Source organism: Nocardia sp. NPDC004711, assembly GCF_053601595.1.
This window is the reverse complement of sequence record NZ_JBSGCB010000028.1, coordinates 72,515-92,833: the sequence shown is the minus strand read 5'-3', so window position 1 is coordinate 92,833 and position 20,319 is coordinate 72,515. Positions and strand designations below refer to the sequence as shown.

Sequence of the window (20,319 nt, the reverse complement as noted above, 5' to 3'; positions counted from 1 at the left end):
TGGTTCATTGCCGGGATTGTGAAAATCACTGGTAGATCGCCGCACTTGCCGACGTGCGACAGGACTCCGGAGCGGGTCCGACCGATCCGCCACGTGACGGGTTAGGCTGGCGAAATGTCGGCAAACATTGCTGTTGAGGAGGCCGGGGCGACCGCAGGCGAAGCCCAGGTGATTGCGCTGTGCAATCAGAAGGGCGGCGTCGGGAAGACCACCTCGACGGTCAATCTGGGTGCCGCGCTTGCCGAGTGCGGGCTGCGCGTGCTGCTGGTGGACCTCGATCCGCAGGGGGCGCTGTCGGCGGCCCTGGGCGTCGCGCACCACGATCTCGAACTCACCGTCTACGACCTGCTGAGCCGGTCGGCGCCGCCGATCGACGACGTGCTGATCAAGACCGGCGTCACGAACCTGCATCTGCTGCCCAGCAATATCGATCTGTCCGCGGCGGAGATCCAGCTCGTCAACGAGGTGGGCCGAGAGCATTCGATGCGCCGGGTGCTCGATCCGATCCGGGATCGCTACGACTACATCCTCATCGACTGCCAGCCGTCGCTGAGCCTGCTCACCGTGAATGCGCTCGCCTGCGCGGACGGGGTCATCATTCCCATGGAGTGCGAGTTCTTCTCGCTGCGCGGGCTGGCGCTGCTCAACGACACCATGGAGAAGGTGCGCGAACGGCTCAATCCGCGGCTCGAGCTGTCGGGCATCGTGGTCACCATGTTCGATCCGCGACTGCTGCACTGCCGGCAGGTGCGGGACCGGGTGGCGGAGACGTTCGAGGCGGAGCTGTACGACACGGTGATCTCGCGGACGGTGCGGTTCCCGGACTCCACCATCGCGGGCGAACCGCTCACCACGTGGGCACCGAAATCCCGTGGTGCGGAACAGTATCGGGAGTTGGCGCGGGAGTTCCTGAAGCGTTCCGGGCGGCCGATGGGTCAGCTCGCGATGTCCACGATGCAGTAGCCCTGGGTCGCGGCGCGCAGGGTGAAGGTGAGCACGGTGGTGACGGCGGAGGAATTCGTCACCGGGACGGTCACGGCCGCACCCGTGTCGCCGGTGCGGGCCGTCATCCGGTCGGCGTCGAAGGCTGTTGTGCCGGTGAGCCTTCCGGGATTGTTGGCCAGCGTCGAGCCCGCGCAGACGAGGGGGTACTTGCCCTCGGTGTCATCGGGCTGGAGCGGCTGCCCGATCCAGCGGGACAGGTAGCGGCGGACCGTGTAACGGGCGTCGCCCTCGGTAAAAGCGGGCTGGGCGGGGACGGATTGCGGCGGCGTCGCCATGGTGGTCACCGGCGCGGGGGTGGTCGTGGCCGCCAGCGATTTGGTGCCCAGCGTGTCGAGTGAACCGGTCGGCACAGGGCGCGCTTTCTCGGAGGAGTGCGCCGTGTGCGGAGTCTGGGCACAGCCGACGGCCAGCGCGCACACCGCCACAGCGGGAAGCACCGTCAACACGCGGAATCCAAGGCGGGTCACCGATCCCACGATAGCGGTGTTTTCCATATCCGCCCCGACGCCACGAGATCATCAGTACGCTCGGTGAGCGGACCGGATGTCCGCTCAGTCGATGTCGCCGGGGTGATCGCCGATGCCAGCCGTATTGGAAGCCGAAGGGCTTCAGAAGCGGTACGGCGGTGTGGAGGCCTTGCGCGGGGCCGGTTTTCAGGTCGGTGCGGGCGAAGTGGTGGCACTGATCGGCGACAATGGCGCCGGGAAATCCACACTGGTGAAATGCCTTTCGGGGGCCGAACAACCCGATGGCGGGCGGATTCTGCTGGACGGCAAGCCGGTTCGGATGGCGTCGCCGACCGCGGCGCGACGGCTCGGGGTGGAGACGGTCTACCAGGATCTGGCCGTGGCCCCCGACCTCGATCCCGCCGCCAATCTCTTCCTCGGACGCGAGTTGCTCCGCAGGGGGCTGCCCGGGCGGCTGGGGATGCTCGATCGCAAGGCCATGAGAACGCAGGCGGCCGAGCACTTTCAACGGCTCGGTGTCGTGCTGCCCAGTGCGGATGTGCCGATCGGGTCGCTGTCGGGCGGGCAGCGGCAGACGGTCGCGGTGGCGCGGGCGGTGATGTGGGCCAGCAGGGTCGTCTTCATGGACGAGCCGACCGCGGCGCTCGGCGTGGTGCAGCGGGAGAGGGTGCTGGATGTCATTCGCCGCGTGCGCGATCAAGGTATCGGGGTGGTGCTGATCAGCCACAATATGCCCGAGGTGCTGGCCGTCGCCGACCGTATCGAAGTGTTGCGGCTGGGGCAGCGGGTCGCCCGCTTCACCGCCGGCGACGCCACGCTGGAGCAGTTGGTGGGAGCCATGACCGGCGCGCTGACCACGGAGGATCAGTCATGAGGCGGCTGGCCGGGACCGGCACGTTCTGGATCGGCTGCGTGCTGGTCGTGCTGTACGCCGCGTTCAGCATCGTGCGGCCGGACGCCTTTCCGACGCGATTCACGCTGCAGACCTTGCTGATCGAGACGTCGGTGCTCCTGGTGCTGTCGATCGGGATGACATTCGTGATCGTCACCGCGGGCATCGATCTGTCGGTGGGGATGGTGCTGATCTTCTCCGGCGTGCTCGCGGCCAAGACCATGGAGTGGCTCAGTCCGGGCGAGGATGCGACGCACGCGGGCTGGGGCATCATTCTGCTCGGGCTGCTGATATCGCTGGCGGGTGGGGCGCTCTGGGGGCTGGTGAACGGAATTCTGGTGGCCAAGGCCAAGATTCCGCCGTTGATCGTGACGCTCGGGTCGTTCGGGGCGGCGCTGGGAGCGGCGCAGTTGATCACCGGCGGGGTCGATACCCGCACGGTTCCCGGGAAGCTGCGTGACTCACTGGGTTTCGGCACCATGCTGGGCGGGATTCCGGATCTGGTGCTGGTGGCGGTCGTGGTGACGGTGGTCGGAGCCTGGCTGCTGCACACCACTCGGTTCGGCCGGTACACGTTTGCGATCGGTTCCAGCGCGGAGGCTGCGCGGCGGGCCGGGATCGGGGTCACGCGGCATCTGATCCTGGTGTATCTCATGGCCGGAATGCTCTCGGGCCTGGCCGGTTTCATGAATCTCGCATACTTCGGGACCACCACGATCGCGGGCCACGGGACCGACAATCTCGATGCCATCGCGGGGGTGGTGATCGGCGGGACCAGTCTGTTCGGTGGGGTGGGGTCGGTGCTGGGCACCGTGATCGGGGTGTTCATCCCGTCGGTTTTGCGCAAGGGCTTCGTCATCGCGGGGGTGCCGGTGTTCTGGCAGCCCATCGCGGTGAGCGTCGTGCTCGTGGCGGCCGTGTGGTTCGACCAGATCCGCAGGCGGTCCCGGGACCGGAAATAACACAACGTAGTTCGAAGGTGAGGGCCTGATGATGAGGACCGGTGGACGGGCGGCCGTAATGGCCGGCGTAGTGGTGGCGGTGGCCGGGCTACTGGCGGGATGCGGTGGCTCGGTGAGCAATTCGGGCAAGGCCGACGCGAAGAAGCTGGTGCTCATCCCCGGCGTCGCGAACGAGCCCTTCTATATCTCGATGCAGTGCGGCGCCCAGGACGAGGCGAAGAAACTCGGATACTCCCTGGTTACCCAGGCCCCCACCCAATTCGACGCCTCGCTGCAGACACCGATCGTCACCGGCGTCATCGCCAACAAACCCGGCGCGATCCTCATCGCGCCCACCCACGCCCAGGCCATGGCCAGCCCGATCAAGCAGGCCAAGGACGCGGGCATCAAGGTCGTCGAGGTGGACACCGCGCTCGACGACACCTCCATCGCCCTGTCCTCCATCTCCTCCGACAATGTGAAGGGCGGCCAACTGGCCGCGGTCACCCTGGCGAAACTGGTGGGCGACAAGGGATCCGTGCTGGTGATCAACACCAAGGCCGGTACCTCCACCACCGACCAGCGCGCCCAGGGCTTCGAGGACGAACTGAAACAGAACCACCCGGGCATGTCGTCGCTGGGCGTCCAGTACAACAACAACGAAGCCGCCCAGGCCGCCTCCATCGTCACCGCCACCCTCGCCGCCCACCCCGACCTGGCCGGCATCTTCGCCACCAACCTCAGCTCCGCCGAAGGCGCCGCCACCGGCCTCCGCAACGCCGGCAAACTCGGTCAGGTCAAGGTCGTCGGCTTCGACGCCAGCCCCAAACAGGTCCAAGACCTGAAGGACGGCACAGTCCAAGCCCTCATTGCCCAAAACCCCTCCGACATAGGCAAACAGGGCGTGGACCAGGCCGACGCCGCCCTCCAGGGCAAGCCCGTCACCCGCAAAATCCAAACCGACATGATCGCCATCACCGCCGACACCATGTCCACCAACGACCAGTACTTCTACAAGAGCAAGTGCTGACCGGACCACCGCTTCCGAACACGAGGGCGCAGCAGGCCCAGCCCAGTCAGGCGCAACTCAGTACTGCTGGCGATCGACGCGGTGCGATAAGCGCTGCGTGAAGGTTTCGGTCCACGCAGCCGACTCCGATTCCTCCGCGGTCCCCGTGGCGCGTCTCCTCGCACGCAGATTGCCCGTGCGCCCGCCTTGTTTCACCCCGCCGGGCCGGGCCTGCAACGCCAAAACCCGCACTCCCCATGAGACATAGGCCTCGATGCTCATCCCCGCGCACTCCGCGGCATCGCGCAACGTGAGCCAATCATCCTCACCCACCGTCACCACAATGTCCTTGCTCGACATAGCGATCAACGTTAGACCTTGCAGACCGTCCAGACCCGTTAGTAGCCTGCAAATATCTCGTTCAGCCGCTGATCGCCCCGTCCGGACAGTCAAACGGACCCAACCCGCGCGCCGTAATGCCGAACGCCAGAGCACCGGTCGTATCTCGCACCTTCGGCCGGCAGGCAGCATTTTCTTGCCAATTCCAAAGGCACAGTGCGTGATCAGAACGGTTGAGCCAGATATGACTCGAACGGCTCGTTCACGCACTGACCCGTAATTTGGCGCGGCCGAGCGCATCACGCTGAAGTGGGTGCCCGCCGACTGGTCTGAGAAGCTCGCTCAGCCTTGCGACGCGTGTCGCTGGATGAGTTCGTATACGGGCTTGGGGTCTTCTATTTGGGGGTAGTGACCCAGACCTGGCAGTCGAGTTACCGGCGTGTTCGGCCTGAGGTTCAGAACTGCTTGCAGTACGGCCTCGGTGCAGATGGGATCCAGACCCGCCCAACCGAGTTCCAGCGCGCCCAGCCAGGTGCGTAGTGCGTTGTGCCAGCGCGTGGAAGTCGGGGGTGTGACGCGTTCGTGGTTGTAGTAGATGAGTTTGTCGAGCATGCGATGACCGTCGTTGTGGGACAGCAACGACCACTGGTCGGCTGCCTCCTCAGCGGTGAGGGGATGCGCTGCGGAGAAGATACTGCCGAGCGAGCGACGGAAGGAGAATTCGCTCGTCGCTCGGGTGACGAGCGGGCCGAGCCGGCTCAGCAAGAGTTTCTGTCCGAGCAGCAGGCTGGCCTGTTCGCGGACCAGGCTCGCATTGAACAGCAGAGCCGATTTCAGCGTGAACGACAATGTTCCATCGATGTCGCGGGCGAGGAGTTCGGTGGCGACCGAGCTGCCCATGTCGTGAGACACCATGACGACGGGTTCACCCCCGTACCGCTGCACGAGTTCCTCGGCGATATCGGCTTGAATTCGCAACGAGTACTGCGTATCTCGCGGCTTGTCGGACAGCCCGAAACCGAGGAAGTCGAAGGTGAGCAGGCGGTGACCGTCGATCGAGTCGAAGGCGTCCCGCCAGTCGTAGGAGCTGGACGGGTAGCCGTGCAGGAGCACCAGCGGCGGCAGGTCCGGGGAGCCTGCTCGTTCACGGACGAAGATCCGGTGGCGTCCGACCTGTTCGAAGGTGCCCGATCGCTGCCAGGCCGCGACGCGTGGGGTCAGGTCCGCCATCTCTACCCTCCTGTGGGCCACAGCCGTCGGTTCGCCATCACACTAACAAATTGCACTGTCCATGCAGATTGTTCGCGGGGTGAACGTGCCGATTCCCCACGCTCAGTAGTTGTCGCCGAAAGCAGCGCGCTGAGTCCGTTCCAGCCAGCCGCTGAACATCCGGGCCAGCGGCGGCACGGGCACGCCGGCCGCGTCGTCCGGGCCCGCTACGGAGAGCAGCAGCCAGGCGGGCATGAATCGCCGCGTCCAGAGCGGAGCCGTCCTGTCCGCGCGGCGCATTCAGGGCACGTTGAGCGGGAATCAGACCCAGATCTCCGGGCACTTCACCAAGGAGACGGCCGAGAATCTGGCGGGCGGCCTGCGGTTCGGTGCGCTCCCTGCGGTATTCACCGAGTGGGCCGGACCGGCGTGGGCCGGTCCGGCCGGCTGGTCAGGCGGTGGCCAGGGCGCGGTGAGCTTCGACTGCCAGACGGGTTTCTTCGGCTATCAGGTCGGCGTTGATGTGGGCGCCGGCCATGGCGCCGACGGCGGCGGAGTTGCCTACCTGGGCCGAGATGTCGGTGACGTTGCCTGCGGCCCAGACGCCGGGGGTTTCGGTGCGGCCGGTGGGGTCGGCGGGGATGTATTCGCCTGCGCCGGTGGGGTGGGAAGTGGGGGTCAGGCCTAGATCTGCCAGGAAGGCGGCGCGGGCGACCATGCGGGTGGGGGCGGCCAGGATCTCGCGGGGGATGATGGTGTTGTCGGCGAGGCGGACGCCGGAGATTTGGTCGGCGGCGATCTCTACGGCGGTGACCTCGCCGGTGACGACGCGAATTCCTCTGGCCGCCAGCTGTTCCGACTCCTCCTCGGTGGGAGGGGTGTTGGTGTGGGCGAAGTAGACGACGTCGTCGCTCCACTGGCGGAAGAGGAGGGCGAGGTGAATTCCCATGGGGCCCAGGCCGAGGACGCCGATCGGGCGGTCCCGGACCTCCCAGCCGTGGCAGTACGGGCAGTGGATGACATCATGGCCCCAGCGCTCGCGCAGGCCCGGGATATCGGGGAGTTCGTCGACCAGGCCGGAGGTCACCAGCAGGCGGCGGGCGCGGACGGACCGCCCGTCGGCCAGGGTGGCGACGAATTCTTCTCCGTCCCTGACGATTCCGGTCACTTCGCCCGGAACCACGTGTCCGCCATAGCCGCGCACCTCGTCGCGGCCCCGCGCCAGCAGTTCCGACGGCGGCACGCCTTCGCGGGCGAACAATCCGTGCACCCTGTCCGCGGGCGCGTTGCGCGCGCTGCCCGCGTCGATCACGACCACCGAGCGCCGGGCTCGGGCGAGCATGAGCGCCCCGTTCAGTCCGGCCGCGCCGCCGCCGACCACCACCACGTCATAGCTGCTGTTCAGCTGATCGGTCATTGATGACCACCTCCTGCCTACGACCATGCGGACCATGCCGCGATCCTGGCAACCTACTTTGCCGATATGGCAAACTGAGGTCATGACCGAGGATATCGACAGAGCCCTGGAAGGGGTGGGACTACGGCTGCGTGAGCTGCGCAAACAACGCGAGACCACGCTGGCGGAGCTGTCCGCCGAGACCGGCATCTCGGTGAGCACGCTGTCCCGCCTGGAGTCCGGTGCGCGCCGCCCCACCCTGGAGCAGCTGCTCCCGCTGGCCCGGGCCCACAATGTGACCCTCGACGACCTGGTGAACGCCCCGCTCACCGGCGACCCGCGCGTGCACATGCGCCCGATCAACCGGGGTGGCATGCAGATGCTGCCGCTGACCCGCCGCGTCGGCGGCATTCAGGCCTTCAAGATCGTGCTGGGCCCGAAATCCGGTCGCACCGAACCCAATCCGCAGACCCACGAAGGCTACGAGTGGCTCTACGTCCTCAACGGCCGGCTCCGGATGATCCTCGGCGTGCACGACCTGATCCTGCACCCGGGCGAGGCCGCCGAATTCGACACCCGGGAACCGCACTGGTTCGGCGCGGCCGACGACGAGCCGGTCGAATTCCTCAGCCTCTTCGGCAAACAGGGCGAGCGCGCCCACTTCCGGGCCCGCCCCAAGGGAGACTGACGGACCCGCCCCAAGGGAGACTGACGGCTATCCCTGATACCGCGGCCCGACCAGCGCGAGCGCGGTTTCGACTGCCACATCGATGATTTCGGTGATGTCCCGCCCGTCCTCCACGGTGGAGGCGATGAGCTCCCGGAACCCGCCGTAGAGGATGGTCGCCATCTGCCGGGTCGGCGGATGCAGTCCGGCCGCCTGGAATTCCGATGTGGCGGTGAGGTCCTGGATGAGCGTGATGAACGATTCCGCGGCGTCCCGGTGCAATTGCCGCGCCCGCTCCCCCAGCGCCGGGGTGTCGCGGATCCAGGCCAGGGTGATGCAGGTGTCGTCACGGGAGGCCCCGATCCACGCCTCGATCGCCTGATGGATCTGGGTGTCCCAGGGCGCGGTCGGGTCCACGGCCGCGTAGATCTGCTGGACGGTGTCGTTGTTCCGTTCGGTGAGCATGGCTACGAAGCAGTCCTGCTTGTCGACGAAGTGCTCGTAGAAGGTCCGCCGCGAGGTCCGCGCCAGGCGGACCACATCGGCGACGGTGGTGTCCCGATACCCGCGCTCGCGAACCGCGTCGGCCATGGCATCCAGCAGCCGCCGCCGGAACCCGGAGTCGGTGGCGGGTTCGGCGCTGGTTGTGGTGTCGGCGGTATCGACGTGGGTCACGAGCATCAGCCTAGTTTCTCCGATCTCGGTGAGCATCGCAGCATGTCGGTGTGTTCGCGTCGGTACCACTCGCACCCGGTCAGGCGGCGGTGTCACCTCACACCCCGGTCAGGCGGTGACCTGTTCGGGACCGCGTTCGGCCGCGGCGGCAGTAGGAGCCGGGCGGCCGAAGCGGATGGTGCCGTCCTCGATTCGCCCGTGCCGCAGGGTGATCACATCCTGGGCGTAGTTCATGCCCAGCCGCCACGGCGCGCGCGATCCGGCCTTGGGGAAGCGGTCCATGGACCGCAGCACGTAGCCGGCCTGGAAGTCCATCAGCGGCGCGGTGGTCACCGCCGGATCCGGCCAGGGCGTGGCCTGGGAGTATCCGTGAATGTCCATGTGCCGCAACAACCGGCACACGAATTCCGCGACCAGGTCGGCCTTGAGCGTCCAGGACGCATTGGTGTACCCGATGGTGAAGGCGAAGTTGGGCACACCGCTGAGCATCATGCCCTTGTAGGCCATGGTGTCCGGCGGCTGGATCTCGCGCCCGTCGACAGTGAGCCCGATACCGCCGAGGGCCAGCAGGTCCAGCCCGGTGGCGGTCACCACGATGTCGGCGGACAGTTCGGCGCCGGATTGCAGCTTCACCCCGTCCGCGGTGAACCGCTCGATCCGATCGGTCACCACCGACGCCCGCCCGTCGCGGATGGCCCGGAACAGGTCCCCGTTCGGGACCAGGCACAGCCGCTGATCCCACGGGTTGTAGGCCGGGTTGAAATGCGTGTCGACGTCGTAGCCCTCGGGCAGCTGCTTGATCGTCAGGTCCCGGAAGAACTTGCGCATCATCTGCGGCCGCCGCTGGCTGAGCTGATAGATCAGTGTGCCGACGGCGACGTTCTTCCACCGCGTGATGGCGTAGGCCCGCCGCGTCCCGAACCACCCGCGCAGCTTGGTGGCGATGGCGTCCACGCTGGGCGCGGACATGATGTAGGTCGGCGACCGCTGCAGCATGGTCACGTGCCCCGCGTTCTCGGCCATGGCCGGCACCAGCGTGACCGCGGTCGCCCCGCTGCCGATCACCACGACACGCTTTCCGGCGTAATCGAGTTCGGCGGGCCAGTGCTGCGGGTGCACGATCTGCCCGCGGAAGTCGCCGATGCCGGCGAATTCGGGGGTGTAGCCCTCGTCGTAGCGGTAGTAGCCGCTGCACAGGTAGAGGAAGTCGCAGGTGATGGTCGAGGTCATCCTGTCGTGCTCGAACCCGACGGTCCAGCGCGCCTCCTGCGACGACCACGAGGCCCCGGTCACCCGGTGCCCGTAGCGAATTCGCCGATCGATCCCCGCATCGGCGGCCGTCTGGCGAATGTAGCCGAGAATGGCGGGCCCGTCCGCGATGGCCTCCGCCGCCACCCACGGCCGAAACCGGTACCCGAGGGTGTGCATATCCGAGTCCGACCGCACCCCGGGGTACCGGAACAGATCCCAGGTCCCGCCCATGGCCTCGCGCGCCTCGAAAATGGCGTAGCTGCGTCCCGGGAACGCGTCCTGGAGATGATGCGCCGCCCCGATGCCCGACAGCCCGGCCCCGACGATCAGCACGTCCACGTGTTCGGTCATTGCTTCGCTCCCTTCGCGGCCCGGGCGCGCACCAGGCCCATCACGACCGACAGCACGTCGAAGTAGTGCGTCGGGGTCACCCGCGCCAGTGTGTCGAACAGGTAGGCATCGGGTCCGACGAGAACGCGCGCCTTGCCGCGTTCGACTCCGCGGCAGATGATTTCGGCCGCCTGCTCCGGCGTGGTCATGGTCATGGCCTCGAACTCGGCGGCCATCTGCTCGTGGGTGCGGCCCTTGCCCTCGGGATCCTTGCGCACCCGGCCGTTGCGGGCGATATTGGTCCGGATGCCGCCGGGATGCACGGTCACCGCCGAGACGCCCGTGCCCCGAAGTTCCTGCCGCAGTGCATCGGTGAACCCGCGCACCGCGAATTTCGCTGCGCAGTAAGCACTCTGATACGGCATCCCCGCCAGCCCGAACACGCTGGAGGTGTTGACGATGGCGCCGCTGCCCTGCTCGACCAGGATCGGCAGGAACGCGCGCGTCCCGTACACCACCCCGTCGAAGTTGATCTGCCGCAACCATTCGTCGTCCGCGGGCACGCTGTCGAGCACCGAGGAGGACACCGCCACCCCGGCATTGTTGAACACCGCGGCCAGGGGCGCGGGCAGCCACTCGCGCACCTCGTCGGCGAAGGCCAGCTGATCGGCCGCGTCGCGCACATCCAGCACGCGGGTCAGCACCGGCCCGCTGAGGGAGGCCGCCGTCTGCTTCAGTCCCTCGGCATCGATATCCGCGATGGCCACCGGCGACCCACGGCGAGACAGCAATTGGGCCAGTCCCCGCCCGATTCCGGAGGCCGCGCCGGTGATCATGACCGGGTGGCCGGACAGGGGCCTAGAGGTTCGGGGCATCGGAACTCCTGGATTCGGCGGTGCGGATGTGCGAGTCGATGAGGTCGGCGAAGGTGGGCCAGAGTGCCGCGGGCAGATCGTGACCCATGCCGGGGAGGGTGTGCAGGCGCGCGCCGCGGATCGCCGCGGCGGTGACCTTACCGCCGGTCGGGTTCACCATGCGGTCGCGGTCGCCGTGCAGGACGAGGGTGGGCGCGGTGATCGTCCGCACCTCGGCGGTCCGGTCGCCCGACTTCATGATTCCGGCGAGCTGGCGTCCCACTCCCGCCGCCGGGCGCGGATCACGGTCCCAGGTAGTCCCCGCGGTCGCGCGAATCCTGGCCTCGTCGAACGGATATCCCGCCGAGCCGATGTGCCGGTACATGCCGACCGCGCGGTCCAGGTGCTCCTCGCGGGTCCCGGCGGGCTTGCGGAACATGCGCGCCCAGGTGGACAGCGCGGGACGCCCCACCCGCGCCGCACCGGTCGTCGAGAAGATCGACGTCAGCGAGGACACCCGAGCCGGATAGCGGGCCGCGACGGTCTGCGCGATCATCCCGCCCATCGACATGCCGACCACGTGCGCGGACCGCCAGCCGAGGATGTCGAGCAGCCCGACGGTGTCGAGGGCCATGTCCCCGAGATCGTATTGCTGTGGGTCCCAGCGCTTGCGGGCCATCGCCAGCCCGCCCGGCGGCCGGAACCCGGCGTGCGTGGAGGTCCCCACATCGCGATTGTCGAACCGCACCACGTCGTATCCGCGCACCACCAGCTGCCCGATCAGCCCGTCGTGCCATTCGTGTTTCTGCTGCCCGAGCCCGGCGATCAGCAGCAGCGGCACGCCCGCTCCCTCCCGCTCGTAGGTGAGGGTGATCCCCCGCCCGACCTCGGCCACCCGCTCGCTCATGCGGTCACCTCGGCGCCCCGCTCCACACTGGTTTCGGCGGCCTCGACCGCCGGCGGCCGCGGTGCCCGCCGATACACGACGGCCCGCCCCTTCTTCGCCGGAACCAGTGCGACACCGCGGAAGTGCGCGCGCTCATCGGGCGCGTCGGTGGTCTCGAGTGTGAAGTCCCGCAACAGCACCCGCAGCACCACGTTCATCTCCATGGTCGCGAAGGCCGCCCCGATGCACCGGCGCGCGCCACCGCCGAACGGAATCCAGCTGAAGGTCCCCGGCCGGGCGCCGACGAACCGATCCGGATCGAAATCCCGTGGGTTGGTGAACAATTCCGGATTGTCGTGCATGAGCCGGATACTCACCATCACGTGCTGCCCGCGCGCCAGCGTCCACCGGCCCAGTTGCAGCGAGTCCGTCCGCACCTTGCGCGCGGTGGCGTCGATGACCGGCCGTACCCGCTGGGTCTCCAGCAGCGTCGCCTCGCGCAGCGCGGACCCGCCCGCGTCGTTCTCCTCGACCAGGCGGCGCAGGATGTCCGGATGCCGCCGCAGCCGTTCGACGGTCCAGGCCAGCGAGGTGGCGGTGGTCTCGTGCCCGGCGGTGAGCAGGGTGAGCAGTTCGTCGGCGATCTCGCTGTGCGTCATGGCCGAACCGTCGTCGTAGCGGGCCTGCAGCAGCATGGCCAGCACGTCGTCCCGCTCGCTCAGCTCCGGATCGGCGGCCGCGCGCCGGATGAGCCGTCCGACGATCTCGTCGTACCGCGCGCGGTAGGCGGCGAACCGCTCCCACGGCCCGAAGCGCCCGAACAGCCTGCGCGGCACCGGAAGTGCCGCCAGCGCCGACCCGACCAGCACCAGTTTCGGCAGCAGCGCCCGCAGCTGGTCGAATTCCGCGCCTTCCGCGCCGAAGACCGCGCGCAGGATCACGTTGAGGGTGATCCGCATCATCGAGTCCATGGTCGCGAAATCGCGCCCCGACGGCCAGCCGGCCATCTCGCGGACGGCCTCCTCCTCGATGAGCGATTCGTAGACCGCCAGCCGTCGCCCGTGGAACGGCGGGGTGAGCAGCTTGCGCTCCTTGCGGTGCTCTTCCCCGCGCAGCGCGAAAAGCGAACCGGGGCCGAGGAATTGGCCGAGGTTGGCGTCGATGTTGTCGACCAGATCGGTGTGCGTGGTGAACAGCGCCTTGACCTCGGCCGGTTCCGACAGCACGAGTGTGGGCCCGAAGCGGGGCATCGCGACCATGAACGCCGATCCGTAGCGCTGGTGCAGGCGACGCCAGGCCCGGGTGCGCCCGGCCAGGATCTCGATGCCCTGCACGAAGGCCGGCGTGGTTGGTCCGTCGGGCAGTGTCACTGTGGTCATGCGCCATCTCCCAGCCTGGTACATCTGCGTACCACCAGCACGGTACGCGTCTGTACCGACTGTGGCAAGGGTCACGTTCCGAACGCGAGAGGGCCAGGTGGCAGCCCTCAGCGAGTCCGGTCGGCGCGACGACCGGAACGCCGCCAGGAGAGGTCGACTACTGCGCCGACCGCAACGGGTGAGCGGGATCGAAGATCGAGATCGGCGGGCCCTCCCCCGCCGGATGCACCTGGAGCTTGCCGGTGTCGTCGATGAGGATGCGCCGCCCCGGATATGTCCGTCGAGCGATCTCCACGTCACGCTCATCGAACTGGTCGCAGCCGGTGAAAACCAGTACGCCGTAATGCAGTTCGGTGGCGTACACACTGGCCGGCCAACGATGTAGCCAGACGTCGAGATCGAAGAGTGCATCGGGTTTGGGCAGGTCAGTGCCGACCGTCATGCGGGCATAGTAGGCCCGCCCGCCCGAGTTCCGCACGCGCACATCGGCGAGTCGCCGTATGGATCGCGTCAATGTTGCGCCGCCGGTTACCCAAAGGCAGGGTCAGCGGGTGCCGACCAGCAGGTGGACGATGGCCTGGACGAAGCCTTCGATGCGCTCGCGGGGATAGGCGTCCGGTTCGCTGACGGCCAGGCGGCCGAGCATTTCGGCGATAGTCAGCAGTGAGTTCGTCAGTAGGCCGGAATCGATTCCGGCCCAGCGCGGATCGGCGATCAGACCCATCCGGACCAGCGCCTCGGCTCGGTCGAAGATGCCGGCGCGGGAGCTGCGGATGGCCTCGCGATATTCGTCGGGGGCATTGCCCGGGCCCGCGAGCAGCAGTCGCCAGCGGGTCGGATTACGCAGGGCGACATCGACGAACGCCTCGACCGTGGCGGAGGCGGCGACGACCGGGTCCGCGCCGAGCAGGTCGGTGGGCAGGGTGTCGGCGACCTGCTCCAGGGCGCGCTCGCGTTCGCGTTCGAGCAGCGCGGCGACCAGCTCCGCGCGGGTCTTGAAGACCGTGTACAGCACGGGCTTGCCGACACCAGCCTCGGCGGCGACGGCCTCCATGCTCAGCTCGTGCAGCTCGGCCTGCTCGAGTACGGCGAACGCGGCGTCGAGCAGCTGGGCCCGGCGTTCGTCCGGGGGCAGGCGGGGCGCATAGCGCCGCCGCGGCCGGTCTGCCGTCACACGGGGTTTGCTCACTGCCGCTCCACCTTCACCGGCCCATTCTGTCATCCCGGATAGCGAGGTCACGTGCCTGTCCGGGCTAAAGCTACGACCCCGTTGTATTCGGCGACCACAATTGCTACGGTGGCGTTGTATTCCATGGGATCGAGCCTGCAGAGGAGCCCCAGTGACCTTCGATCCGACCACTCTCCGCCGCGATGACTACGGCTTCTTCGGCCCGGATTCGCCGAGCTGGAAGGTGTGGACCGCACCCACCGCGGTGATCGGCTTCCAGCGGGCGGTGACCCTCGAGCACTTCGATCCGTTCCTGACCGCGGCCGTGGCCGACACCGGCAAGATCTACTCCGAGCCCCGCCACCGCCTCGACGCCACCTTCGCGTACTTCCTGATCGTGGCCATCGGCGATTCCCGCACGGCCATCCAGGCCTCCGAGCACCTGATGACGGTGCATGCCGAGAACACGGGCATCGAGCCGATCAGCGGGCAGCGCTACAGCGCCAATTCCCCCGAAACCCAGCTGTGGATCCACATCACCGGCTGGCACTCGGTACTCAAGGCCTACGAAATGTTCGGGCCCGGACTGACTCCCGAGGAGGAGGCCCGCTACTGGCAGGAGTGCCGGATCGCGGCCGAGCTGCAGACCTGCAAGCCCGAGGAAGTACCGGTCACGCGCGAGGGCGTGCAGGAGTATTTCGCGAATGTCCGTGCGCGCCTGTGTACTTCGGAGCGCGCCCAGGACGGCATGCGGCAGCTGCTGTTCACCTCGCCGCGCCACGGCGCGGGCTGGACGTACGCAATCGGTGCACGCCTGCTGTCGTTCGCCTCGATTGCGACGCTGCCCAAGTGGATGCGCAAGCTCGGCCAGTTCGACCGCCCGGGCATTGTCGACCTGCTGGTGAGACCCGCTGCGCGCGTCCTGGTCTGGCTGTCCTCGCTCTTCGACAAGGCGGGTCTGATCATGGCCGCCCCGATCATCGCGCCGATGGCGGGGCAGATCCTGGAACAGCACCTGAAGGCGGAGGCCCCGGCCCGGCTCGAAACGGTCACACCGACCGCCGCCCGCGAGCTCTACGGCCGTCGAGGGCACCGAACCGTCCCTGCCGCAAGCTGATTAGATGCGACTTCATCGGCAGGTGAGGTCCTGGTCCGGACGGGTGCCGTCGCGCAGGAAACGCTCGACGGCATCGTTCGCGCAGGCGACCGGCGAGGGATACACGCCGTGCCCACCGCCGTCGACCGCCACCATCCGGGCACGGTCACCGAACGCCTGCCGCAAGTGCAACGCGCCGCTGTACGGGGTCTGCGGATCCCGGAGATTCTGCAGCAGCAGCACATTCGACGGTCCGGACGCGGTAACGACTGTGCGTGGCGCGACCGGATATGGCCAGAACGCGCACGGGGAGAGGCCGCGCGGCATGCCCGCGGTGAGCGGGTATCGGGCTCGATCCGCGGCTACGGCGGTCGCATAGTCGTCCGCCGACGTCGGCCAGGCCACGTCATTACACAGGGTCGCCACCATGACCGCGGTCGACGCCTGGGCCACGGGCTCCGGCGGGGAGGGCCGCGCGGCAGGCAGGGCGTCCGAGCGCAGCGCGGCATTGATCACCTGGGCGACATAGGGAAACCGCTGATCCTTGGCTAGTCCGTCGAGCAGGATCTGCCGTAATCCGTTGCCGCTCAATGCCGCGGTCTCGGCACCCGGCCACGGCAACGGTGCGCGATCCAATCGCGCCGCCAGCGTGAGGAACTGGTCCCGCACCGCCTCGGGCGTCTCCACCACCCGGTCCGGATTCCCCTCGGTCGCCGCCCACCGCGCGAAGTCCGGAAACCGATCCTCCGCACCGACGGCGGAATTCCCCAGCCAGGTCCGCTCGACCCGCTCGGGATCCGGATCATCATTGCTGTCCAGCAGGATCCGATCCGTGTGCTCCCCGAAGAGGGTGGCGTACACCGACAGTACATATGTCCCATAGGACGTTCCCCACGCCGCGATCCGCTGTTCCCCCAGCGCTTCCCGGATCCGGTCGATGTCCCGCGCCTCGGTCCGGCTCCCGATCGACCGCACCAACGCACCCCCATCCCGCACGCACGCCTCGGCCACCCGCCGCTCGATCGCCACATTCTCCGCGATCCCGCCGTTGGCGTCCGGCCACGGCCGCAGCCGCTCCGTCGCCATATCCTGCTGCGCGAGATGGCAATTCGCCGCGGTGCTCGCTCCGAGCCCGCGCGGATCGAACCCGATCAGGTCGTACTCGTCCCGCACCGACTCCGGCAGCGTCTGCCCCGCGGTGGACGGCAGATTCAGCCCGCTGCCACCCGGCCCGCCCGGTACGAGCAGCAACACCCCACGCCGATGCTCCGGATGCGCACTCCGAATCCGCGACACCGCAAGGGAAACCCGCTCCCCCTCCGGATGCTCGTAGTCGAGTAACACCGACACCGTCGCGCACTCCTGCCGCGAATCGACCCCCACCCCCTGACACGCGGCCCACTCGATGCCCGAGCTCGAATCCGACCGGCAGCCGACGAGCACAGACGACACCATCACTGCGAGCCCCACCGCCGCCCCAACGCGAATTATTGTCTTCACACCGCCGAACGTAGAAACCCCGAACACCGACCCGCGTCACCCCACGGTGCCACCCGCCGCTCCCCCTACGGGACTATCGGGCAGCCGGCGGTGACGGTCCTGGGTGAAACGCCAGTGTTGCGTGATTGAACATAATCGACCGGATTCGATAGGCTCGGGGTTTGGCGTGCGGGCCGATCGAGCCGAGGGTGATGCGATGAGGCAAGCGTTCGATGCTTGGAAGCGGGCGGTGACCCGGGGTGCCAGTACCCGGGCCATTGCGGAGAAGCTGGACAGCAATGGGCCCAGGATCAAGCGACATTTGGAGGAGTCGGATCCGCCGGTGGCGGACACGGTGATCGAGCTGGCGCGGGCCTACGGGGTGAATCCGGTGGAGGGGTTGATCGCTGCCGGGCTCATCACGCGCAGCGATGTCGATCATGCTGCAACGAAGGACGCGCTTGCCGAGGTGCCCATGTTGCAGTTGCTGGAGGAGGCCGTGCAGCGGGAGCGGCGGGCCGTGCGGCGGCGGGCGCCCGAGGGTGAGCAGGCGGCGGACAGCGAGGAGCGCCGGAGCCGGCGGTTCCGGCGCAAGGTCGGCGAGGGGACTGCGGAGTAGGCGTTCCTACGGCGCGACCGCGAGAAAACCGAACGCCGCGAAGAGCGAGAGGTGCACCGTGCCCTGCAGCAGGGTGGCGCGGCCGGGCACCACGGTGAGCATGCCGACGACCACTGTTATTGCCAGCAGCACCATTTCGGTCGCGCCCAGACCGAGCAACAGCGGGGTGTCCAGCCAGATCGAGGCGACCGCGATGGCCGGAATCGTGAGGCCGATGCTGGCCATGGCCGAGCCCAGCGCCAGATTCAGACCGACCTGAACCCGCCCGCCGCGCGCGGCACGCACGGCGGCCAGCGCCTCGGGCAGCAGGACCAGCATTGCGATCACCACGCCGACCGCCGAGCGCGGCAGCCCCGCTGCGTCGACACCGGATTCGATGGCCGGGGACACCGCCTTCGCCAGACCGACCACCCCGACCAGAGCGGCGATCAGCAGTCCGCCGCTGATCCACGCGCGGCGCGCACTCGGCCGCTCCGCGTGCTCGTCCTCGTCGTCGGTGCCGGGCTCCACCGGGAGGAAATCCTCTTTGTGCCGCACGGTCTGCATGGCGATGAAGCAGCCGTAGAGCACCAGTGAGGCGACAGCCGCGAAGGCCAGCTGGGCGGGCGAGAAGTGCGGTCCGGGTTCGCTGGTCGTGAAGGTCGGCAGCACCAGGCTCAGCGTGGCCAGGGTCGCGACCGTGGCCAGCGCCGCACCCGTGCCCTCCGCATTGAAGACCGCGACCCGCCGCCGCAACGCCCCCACCAGCAACGCCATTCCGAAGATGCCATTGCAGGTGATCATGACCGCTGCGAACACGGTGTCGCGGGCCAGTGGCGCGGCCTTGTCCCCGGCCGAAACCATCAGCGTCAGAATGAGTCCGACCTCGATGATGGTCACCGCAATGGCCAGCACCAGCGCGCCGAACGGCTCGCCGACGCGATGCGCGACGACCTCGGCGTGATGCACCGCGGCCAGTACCGCCGCCAGCAGGAGAGCGAATACCGGGATGTCGGCCAGCAGCGACAATTCCCGGCCCCACACCCCGGCGAGCATCATCACCGCGAGCAGGGGAACGACTACGGTCCAGCGAATCTTGTCCAGCAGCAAAGGTTCCTCAGGGTCACGGGATTCGACGAGCGCGGAAATCCCTCGGACGCAGCCGAATCGACCGGGCACGCGCTGGTCGACCGGCGCGTGCCCGATGTTCGACCCACGTCAAACCATAGAGGTACGATGCAACGTTCCACAATCACAATGAACCATTGTCGTTCCATCGAGCATGGTCAGCTCAGACATATCGCCAGCTCAGACTGCCGATCCGAGAAATATGTGATCGCACCCACATGGAACGACATCGGCATACGAGACGAAACCCTCTGCAACTCCCCCATTCACACCAGGGGGGTGAAGTCCCGGCTCGCGAGGTACTCCGGCCGCGGATGCGGCGCGGCATAGGGATCGAGCAGCGTGTTCTCGACACTGTTGAACACCAGGAACAGATTCGAGCGCGGGAACGGCGTGATATTGCCCGCCGACCCGTGCATGAGATTCGAGTCGAACAGCAACGCCGAACCCGCCCGCCCGGTGAACTGCGTAATGCCGTGCTTCCCGGCCAGATCCGTGATGGCCGCCTGCGACGGGACGCCGATCTCCTGACCGCGCAGGGAAACCCGGTGATGATCGGCCGGCGTCTCACCCTGACAGGGGACGAAAGTGCGATGCGAGCCCGGCATGACCATGAGGCTGCCGTTGAACGGGTAGTTGTCGGACAGCGCGATCGACAGGCTCACCGCCCGCGGCGTCGGCATGCCGTCCTCGGCGTGCCAGGTCTCGAAGTCGGAGTGCCAGTAGAAGCCGGTGCCGGTGAACCCGGGCATGTAGTTCACCCGGGTCTGATGCAGATAGACCTCGGACCCGAGAATCTCGCGCGCCAGACCGGCAATCCGCTCCTCGCGCACCAGATCCGCGATCATGGCGCTGAGCCGGTGCACCTCGAACAGGGAACGCACCCGGTGCGACTCGCGCTCGATGATCACGCGCTCGTCCAGCACGAGGTCGGGATCGCCGGTCAGCCGCTGGATTTCGGCCGCGACCGCACCGACCTCGTACGGATCGAGCAGGCTGTCGACCACGGCGTAGCCGTTGTCGTCGAAATCGGCGAGGGCATGGCTGCCGATCTCACCCCACACCGTCGGGTCGTCACGCTCGATCGGCGGGGTGCCGACCACCGTGCGGGTGCGATAGCGATCGATTCTTCCGTCGTCGGACACAGTCATTCGAAACTCCTAGTCGACGGCGACGAGCGGGTACACACCGTGCTCGTCGTGCACCTCCTGCCCGGTCACCGGCGGATTGAACACGCAGAGCATGCGCATCCGGGTGCGGGCGAAGAGGCGGTGCCGTTCATGGCCGTTCAGCAGATACATCGAGCCGGGGCCCAGCTCGTAGGTGGTGCCGTGGTCGAGATCGACCAGGGTGCCCTCGCCCTCGACCAGCCAGACGGCCTCGATGTGGTGCTGGTAATGGAATTCGTGGACGGTCTCGGCGTCGATGGTGGTCTCGTGGAACGAGAACCCGACCCGGTCGCCGCCGAGCACGATGCGCTTGCTGCGCCAGCCCGGGCCCGCGACGTCCCGATCGGTGCCGGTGATCTCGGCGGTGGTGCGCACGATCAT

23 protein-coding genes and 1 pseudogene are annotated in these 20,319 nt (G+C 67.8%); 8 read left to right on the top strand and 16 right to left on the bottom strand.

Annotated features, from left to right (window positions below; all coding sequences use genetic code 11):
- Positions 1-114 precede the first annotated feature (114 nt).
- A complete protein-coding gene (locus ACWEKS_RS27495) occupies positions 115-963 on the top strand; it encodes a ParA family protein (protein WP_452342735.1) in 849 nt (282 codons plus the stop codon).
- Here the strand turns inward: ACWEKS_RS27495 and ACWEKS_RS27490 are convergent.
- Complete coding sequence (locus ACWEKS_RS27490; protein WP_452342734.1) at positions 936-1,472, bottom strand: hypothetical protein; 537 nt, start codon at positions 1,470-1,472, stop codon at positions 936-938. The genes ACWEKS_RS27495 and ACWEKS_RS27490 overlap by 28 nt on opposite strands.
- Before the next feature lie 112 nt (positions 1,473-1,584).
- Here ACWEKS_RS27490 and ACWEKS_RS27485 point away from each other — a divergent pair, with 112 nt between their 5' ends.
- From ACWEKS_RS27485 to ACWEKS_RS27475, 3 genes are read left to right on the top strand one after another with little or no spacing between them, the layout of a single operon-like run.
- Positions 1,585-2,346 carry an ATP-binding cassette domain-containing protein gene (locus ACWEKS_RS27485; RefSeq protein ID WP_452342733.1) on the top strand — a complete coding sequence of 254 codons (762 nt, stop codon included), beginning with the start codon at positions 1,585-1,587 and terminating at the stop codon, positions 2,344-2,346.
- Complete coding sequence (locus ACWEKS_RS27480; RefSeq protein WP_452342732.1) at positions 2,343-3,326, top strand: ABC transporter permease; 984 nt, start codon at positions 2,343-2,345, stop codon at positions 3,324-3,326. Before ACWEKS_RS27485 ends, ACWEKS_RS27480 begins: the two co-directional genes overlap by 4 nt.
- Positions 3,327-3,354: 28 nt before the next feature.
- Entirely contained in the window at positions 3,355-4,335 is a 981-nt protein-coding gene (locus ACWEKS_RS27475; protein WP_452342731.1) for an ABC transporter substrate-binding protein, read from the top strand.
- Positions 4,336-4,392: 57 nt separating this feature from the next.
- On the opposite strand, the gene ACWEKS_RS27470 is transcribed toward ACWEKS_RS27475, so the two are convergent.
- From ACWEKS_RS27470 to ACWEKS_RS27460, 3 genes are all read right to left on the bottom strand, one after another.
- Positions 4,393-4,674, bottom strand: coding sequence for a hypothetical protein (locus tag ACWEKS_RS27470; RefSeq protein WP_452342730.1), 282 nt, complete (start codon positions 4,672-4,674; stop codon positions 4,393-4,395).
- Between the two features lie 321 nt (positions 4,675-4,995).
- Entirely contained in the window at positions 4,996-5,883 is an 888-nt protein-coding gene (locus ACWEKS_RS27465) for an alpha/beta fold hydrolase (protein WP_452342729.1), read from the bottom strand.
- 102 nt (positions 5,884-5,985) lie between these two features.
- On the bottom strand, positions 5,986-6,117 hold the full coding sequence (locus tag ACWEKS_RS27460) for a hypothetical protein (protein WP_452342728.1): 132 nt from the start codon (positions 6,115-6,117) through the stop codon (positions 5,986-5,988).
- Between ACWEKS_RS27460 and ACWEKS_RS27455 the strand changes: the two are divergent.
- Positions 6,116-6,205 (top strand): annotated as a pseudogene (locus tag ACWEKS_RS27455) (hypothetical protein); the annotation flags it as partial. The gene ACWEKS_RS27460 and the pseudogene ACWEKS_RS27455 overlap by 2 nt on opposite strands.
- A 108-nt stretch (positions 6,206-6,313) precedes the next feature.
- Here ACWEKS_RS27455 and ACWEKS_RS27450 read toward each other — a convergent pair.
- Positions 6,314-7,279, bottom strand: coding sequence for an NAD(P)/FAD-dependent oxidoreductase (locus tag ACWEKS_RS27450; protein ID WP_452342727.1), 966 nt, complete (start codon positions 7,277-7,279; stop codon positions 6,314-6,316).
- A gap of 82 nt (positions 7,280-7,361) precedes the next feature.
- On the opposite strand from ACWEKS_RS27450, the gene ACWEKS_RS27445 reads away from it, so the two are divergent.
- On the top strand, positions 7,362-7,946 hold the full coding sequence (locus ACWEKS_RS27445; protein ID WP_452342726.1) for a helix-turn-helix domain-containing protein: 585 nt from the start codon (positions 7,362-7,364) through the stop codon (positions 7,944-7,946).
- 27 nt (positions 7,947-7,973) lie between these two features.
- Here the strand turns inward: ACWEKS_RS27445 and ACWEKS_RS27440 are convergent, their stop codons facing one another.
- The 7 genes from ACWEKS_RS27440 to ACWEKS_RS27410 all read right to left on the bottom strand — a co-directional run bounded on the left by ACWEKS_RS27440 (position 7,974) and on the right by ACWEKS_RS27410 (position 14,489).
- Positions 7,974-8,600: a TetR/AcrR family transcriptional regulator gene (locus tag ACWEKS_RS27440; RefSeq protein WP_452342725.1), complete on the bottom strand. Its 627-nt coding sequence runs from the start codon at positions 8,598-8,600 to the stop codon at positions 7,974-7,976.
- Between the two features lie 108 nt (positions 8,601-8,708).
- Positions 8,709-10,202, bottom strand: a complete 1,494-nt coding sequence (locus ACWEKS_RS27435) for a flavin-containing monooxygenase (protein ID WP_452342724.1) — start codon at positions 10,200-10,202, stop codon at positions 8,709-8,711.
- A complete protein-coding gene (locus ACWEKS_RS27430; protein ID WP_452342723.1) occupies positions 10,199-11,056 on the bottom strand; it encodes an SDR family NAD(P)-dependent oxidoreductase in 858 nt (285 codons plus the stop codon). Before ACWEKS_RS27430 ends, ACWEKS_RS27435 begins: the two co-directional genes overlap by 4 nt.
- Entirely contained in the window at positions 11,040-11,942 is a 903-nt protein-coding gene (locus tag ACWEKS_RS27425; RefSeq protein WP_452342722.1) for an alpha/beta fold hydrolase, read from the bottom strand. Before ACWEKS_RS27425 ends, ACWEKS_RS27430 begins: the two co-directional genes overlap by 17 nt.
- Positions 11,939-13,300, bottom strand: coding sequence for a cytochrome P450 (locus ACWEKS_RS27420; protein WP_452342721.1), 1,362 nt, complete (start codon positions 13,298-13,300; stop codon positions 11,939-11,941). The genes ACWEKS_RS27425 and ACWEKS_RS27420 overlap by 4 nt, the downstream gene beginning before the upstream one ends.
- A 157-nt stretch (positions 13,301-13,457) precedes the next feature.
- Positions 13,458-13,742, bottom strand: a complete 285-nt coding sequence (locus ACWEKS_RS27415) for a hypothetical protein (RefSeq protein WP_452342720.1) — start codon at positions 13,740-13,742, stop codon at positions 13,458-13,460.
- Between the two features lie 102 nt (positions 13,743-13,844).
- The gene (locus ACWEKS_RS27410; RefSeq protein WP_452342719.1) at positions 13,845-14,489 is read right to left on the bottom strand and encodes a TetR/AcrR family transcriptional regulator; all 645 of its coding nucleotides are present in this window, start codon (positions 14,487-14,489) and stop codon (positions 13,845-13,847) included.
- A 151-nt stretch (positions 14,490-14,640) separates the two neighbouring features.
- Here ACWEKS_RS27410 and ACWEKS_RS27405 point away from each other — a divergent pair, with 151 nt between their 5' ends.
- Positions 14,641-15,585: an oxygenase MpaB family protein gene (locus tag ACWEKS_RS27405; protein ID WP_452342718.1), complete on the top strand. Its 945-nt coding sequence runs from the start codon at positions 14,641-14,643 to the stop codon at positions 15,583-15,585.
- Positions 15,586-15,597: 12 nt separating this feature from the next.
- On the opposite strand, the gene ACWEKS_RS27400 is transcribed toward ACWEKS_RS27405, so the two are convergent.
- Complete coding sequence (locus ACWEKS_RS27400) at positions 15,598-16,914, bottom strand: alpha/beta hydrolase (RefSeq protein WP_452342717.1); 1,317 nt, start codon at positions 16,912-16,914, stop codon at positions 15,598-15,600.
- 346 nt (positions 16,915-17,260) lie between these two features.
- Between ACWEKS_RS27400 and ACWEKS_RS27395 the strand changes: the two genes are divergently transcribed.
- Positions 17,261-17,662 carry a hypothetical protein gene (locus tag ACWEKS_RS27395; protein ID WP_452342716.1) on the top strand — a complete coding sequence of 134 codons (402 nt, stop codon included), beginning with the start codon at positions 17,261-17,263 and terminating at the stop codon, positions 17,660-17,662.
- Between the two features lie 6 nt (positions 17,663-17,668).
- On the opposite strand, the gene ACWEKS_RS27390 is transcribed toward ACWEKS_RS27395, so the two are convergent.
- The 3 genes from ACWEKS_RS27390 to ACWEKS_RS27380 all read right to left on the bottom strand — a co-directional run bounded on the left by ACWEKS_RS27390 (position 17,669) and on the right by ACWEKS_RS27380 (position 20,319).
- Positions 17,669-18,748, bottom strand: a complete 1,080-nt coding sequence (locus tag ACWEKS_RS27390) for a calcium:proton antiporter (protein ID WP_452342769.1) — start codon at positions 18,746-18,748, stop codon at positions 17,669-17,671.
- Positions 18,749-19,035: 287 nt separating this feature from the next.
- Entirely contained in the window at positions 19,036-19,920 is an 885-nt protein-coding gene (gene thpD, locus ACWEKS_RS27385; RefSeq protein ID WP_452342715.1) for an ectoine hydroxylase, read from the bottom strand.
- A 9-nt stretch (positions 19,921-19,929) separates the two neighbouring features.
- Positions 19,930-20,319, bottom strand: a complete 390-nt coding sequence (locus ACWEKS_RS27380) for an ectoine synthase (protein ID WP_379388996.1) — start codon at positions 20,317-20,319, stop codon at positions 19,930-19,932.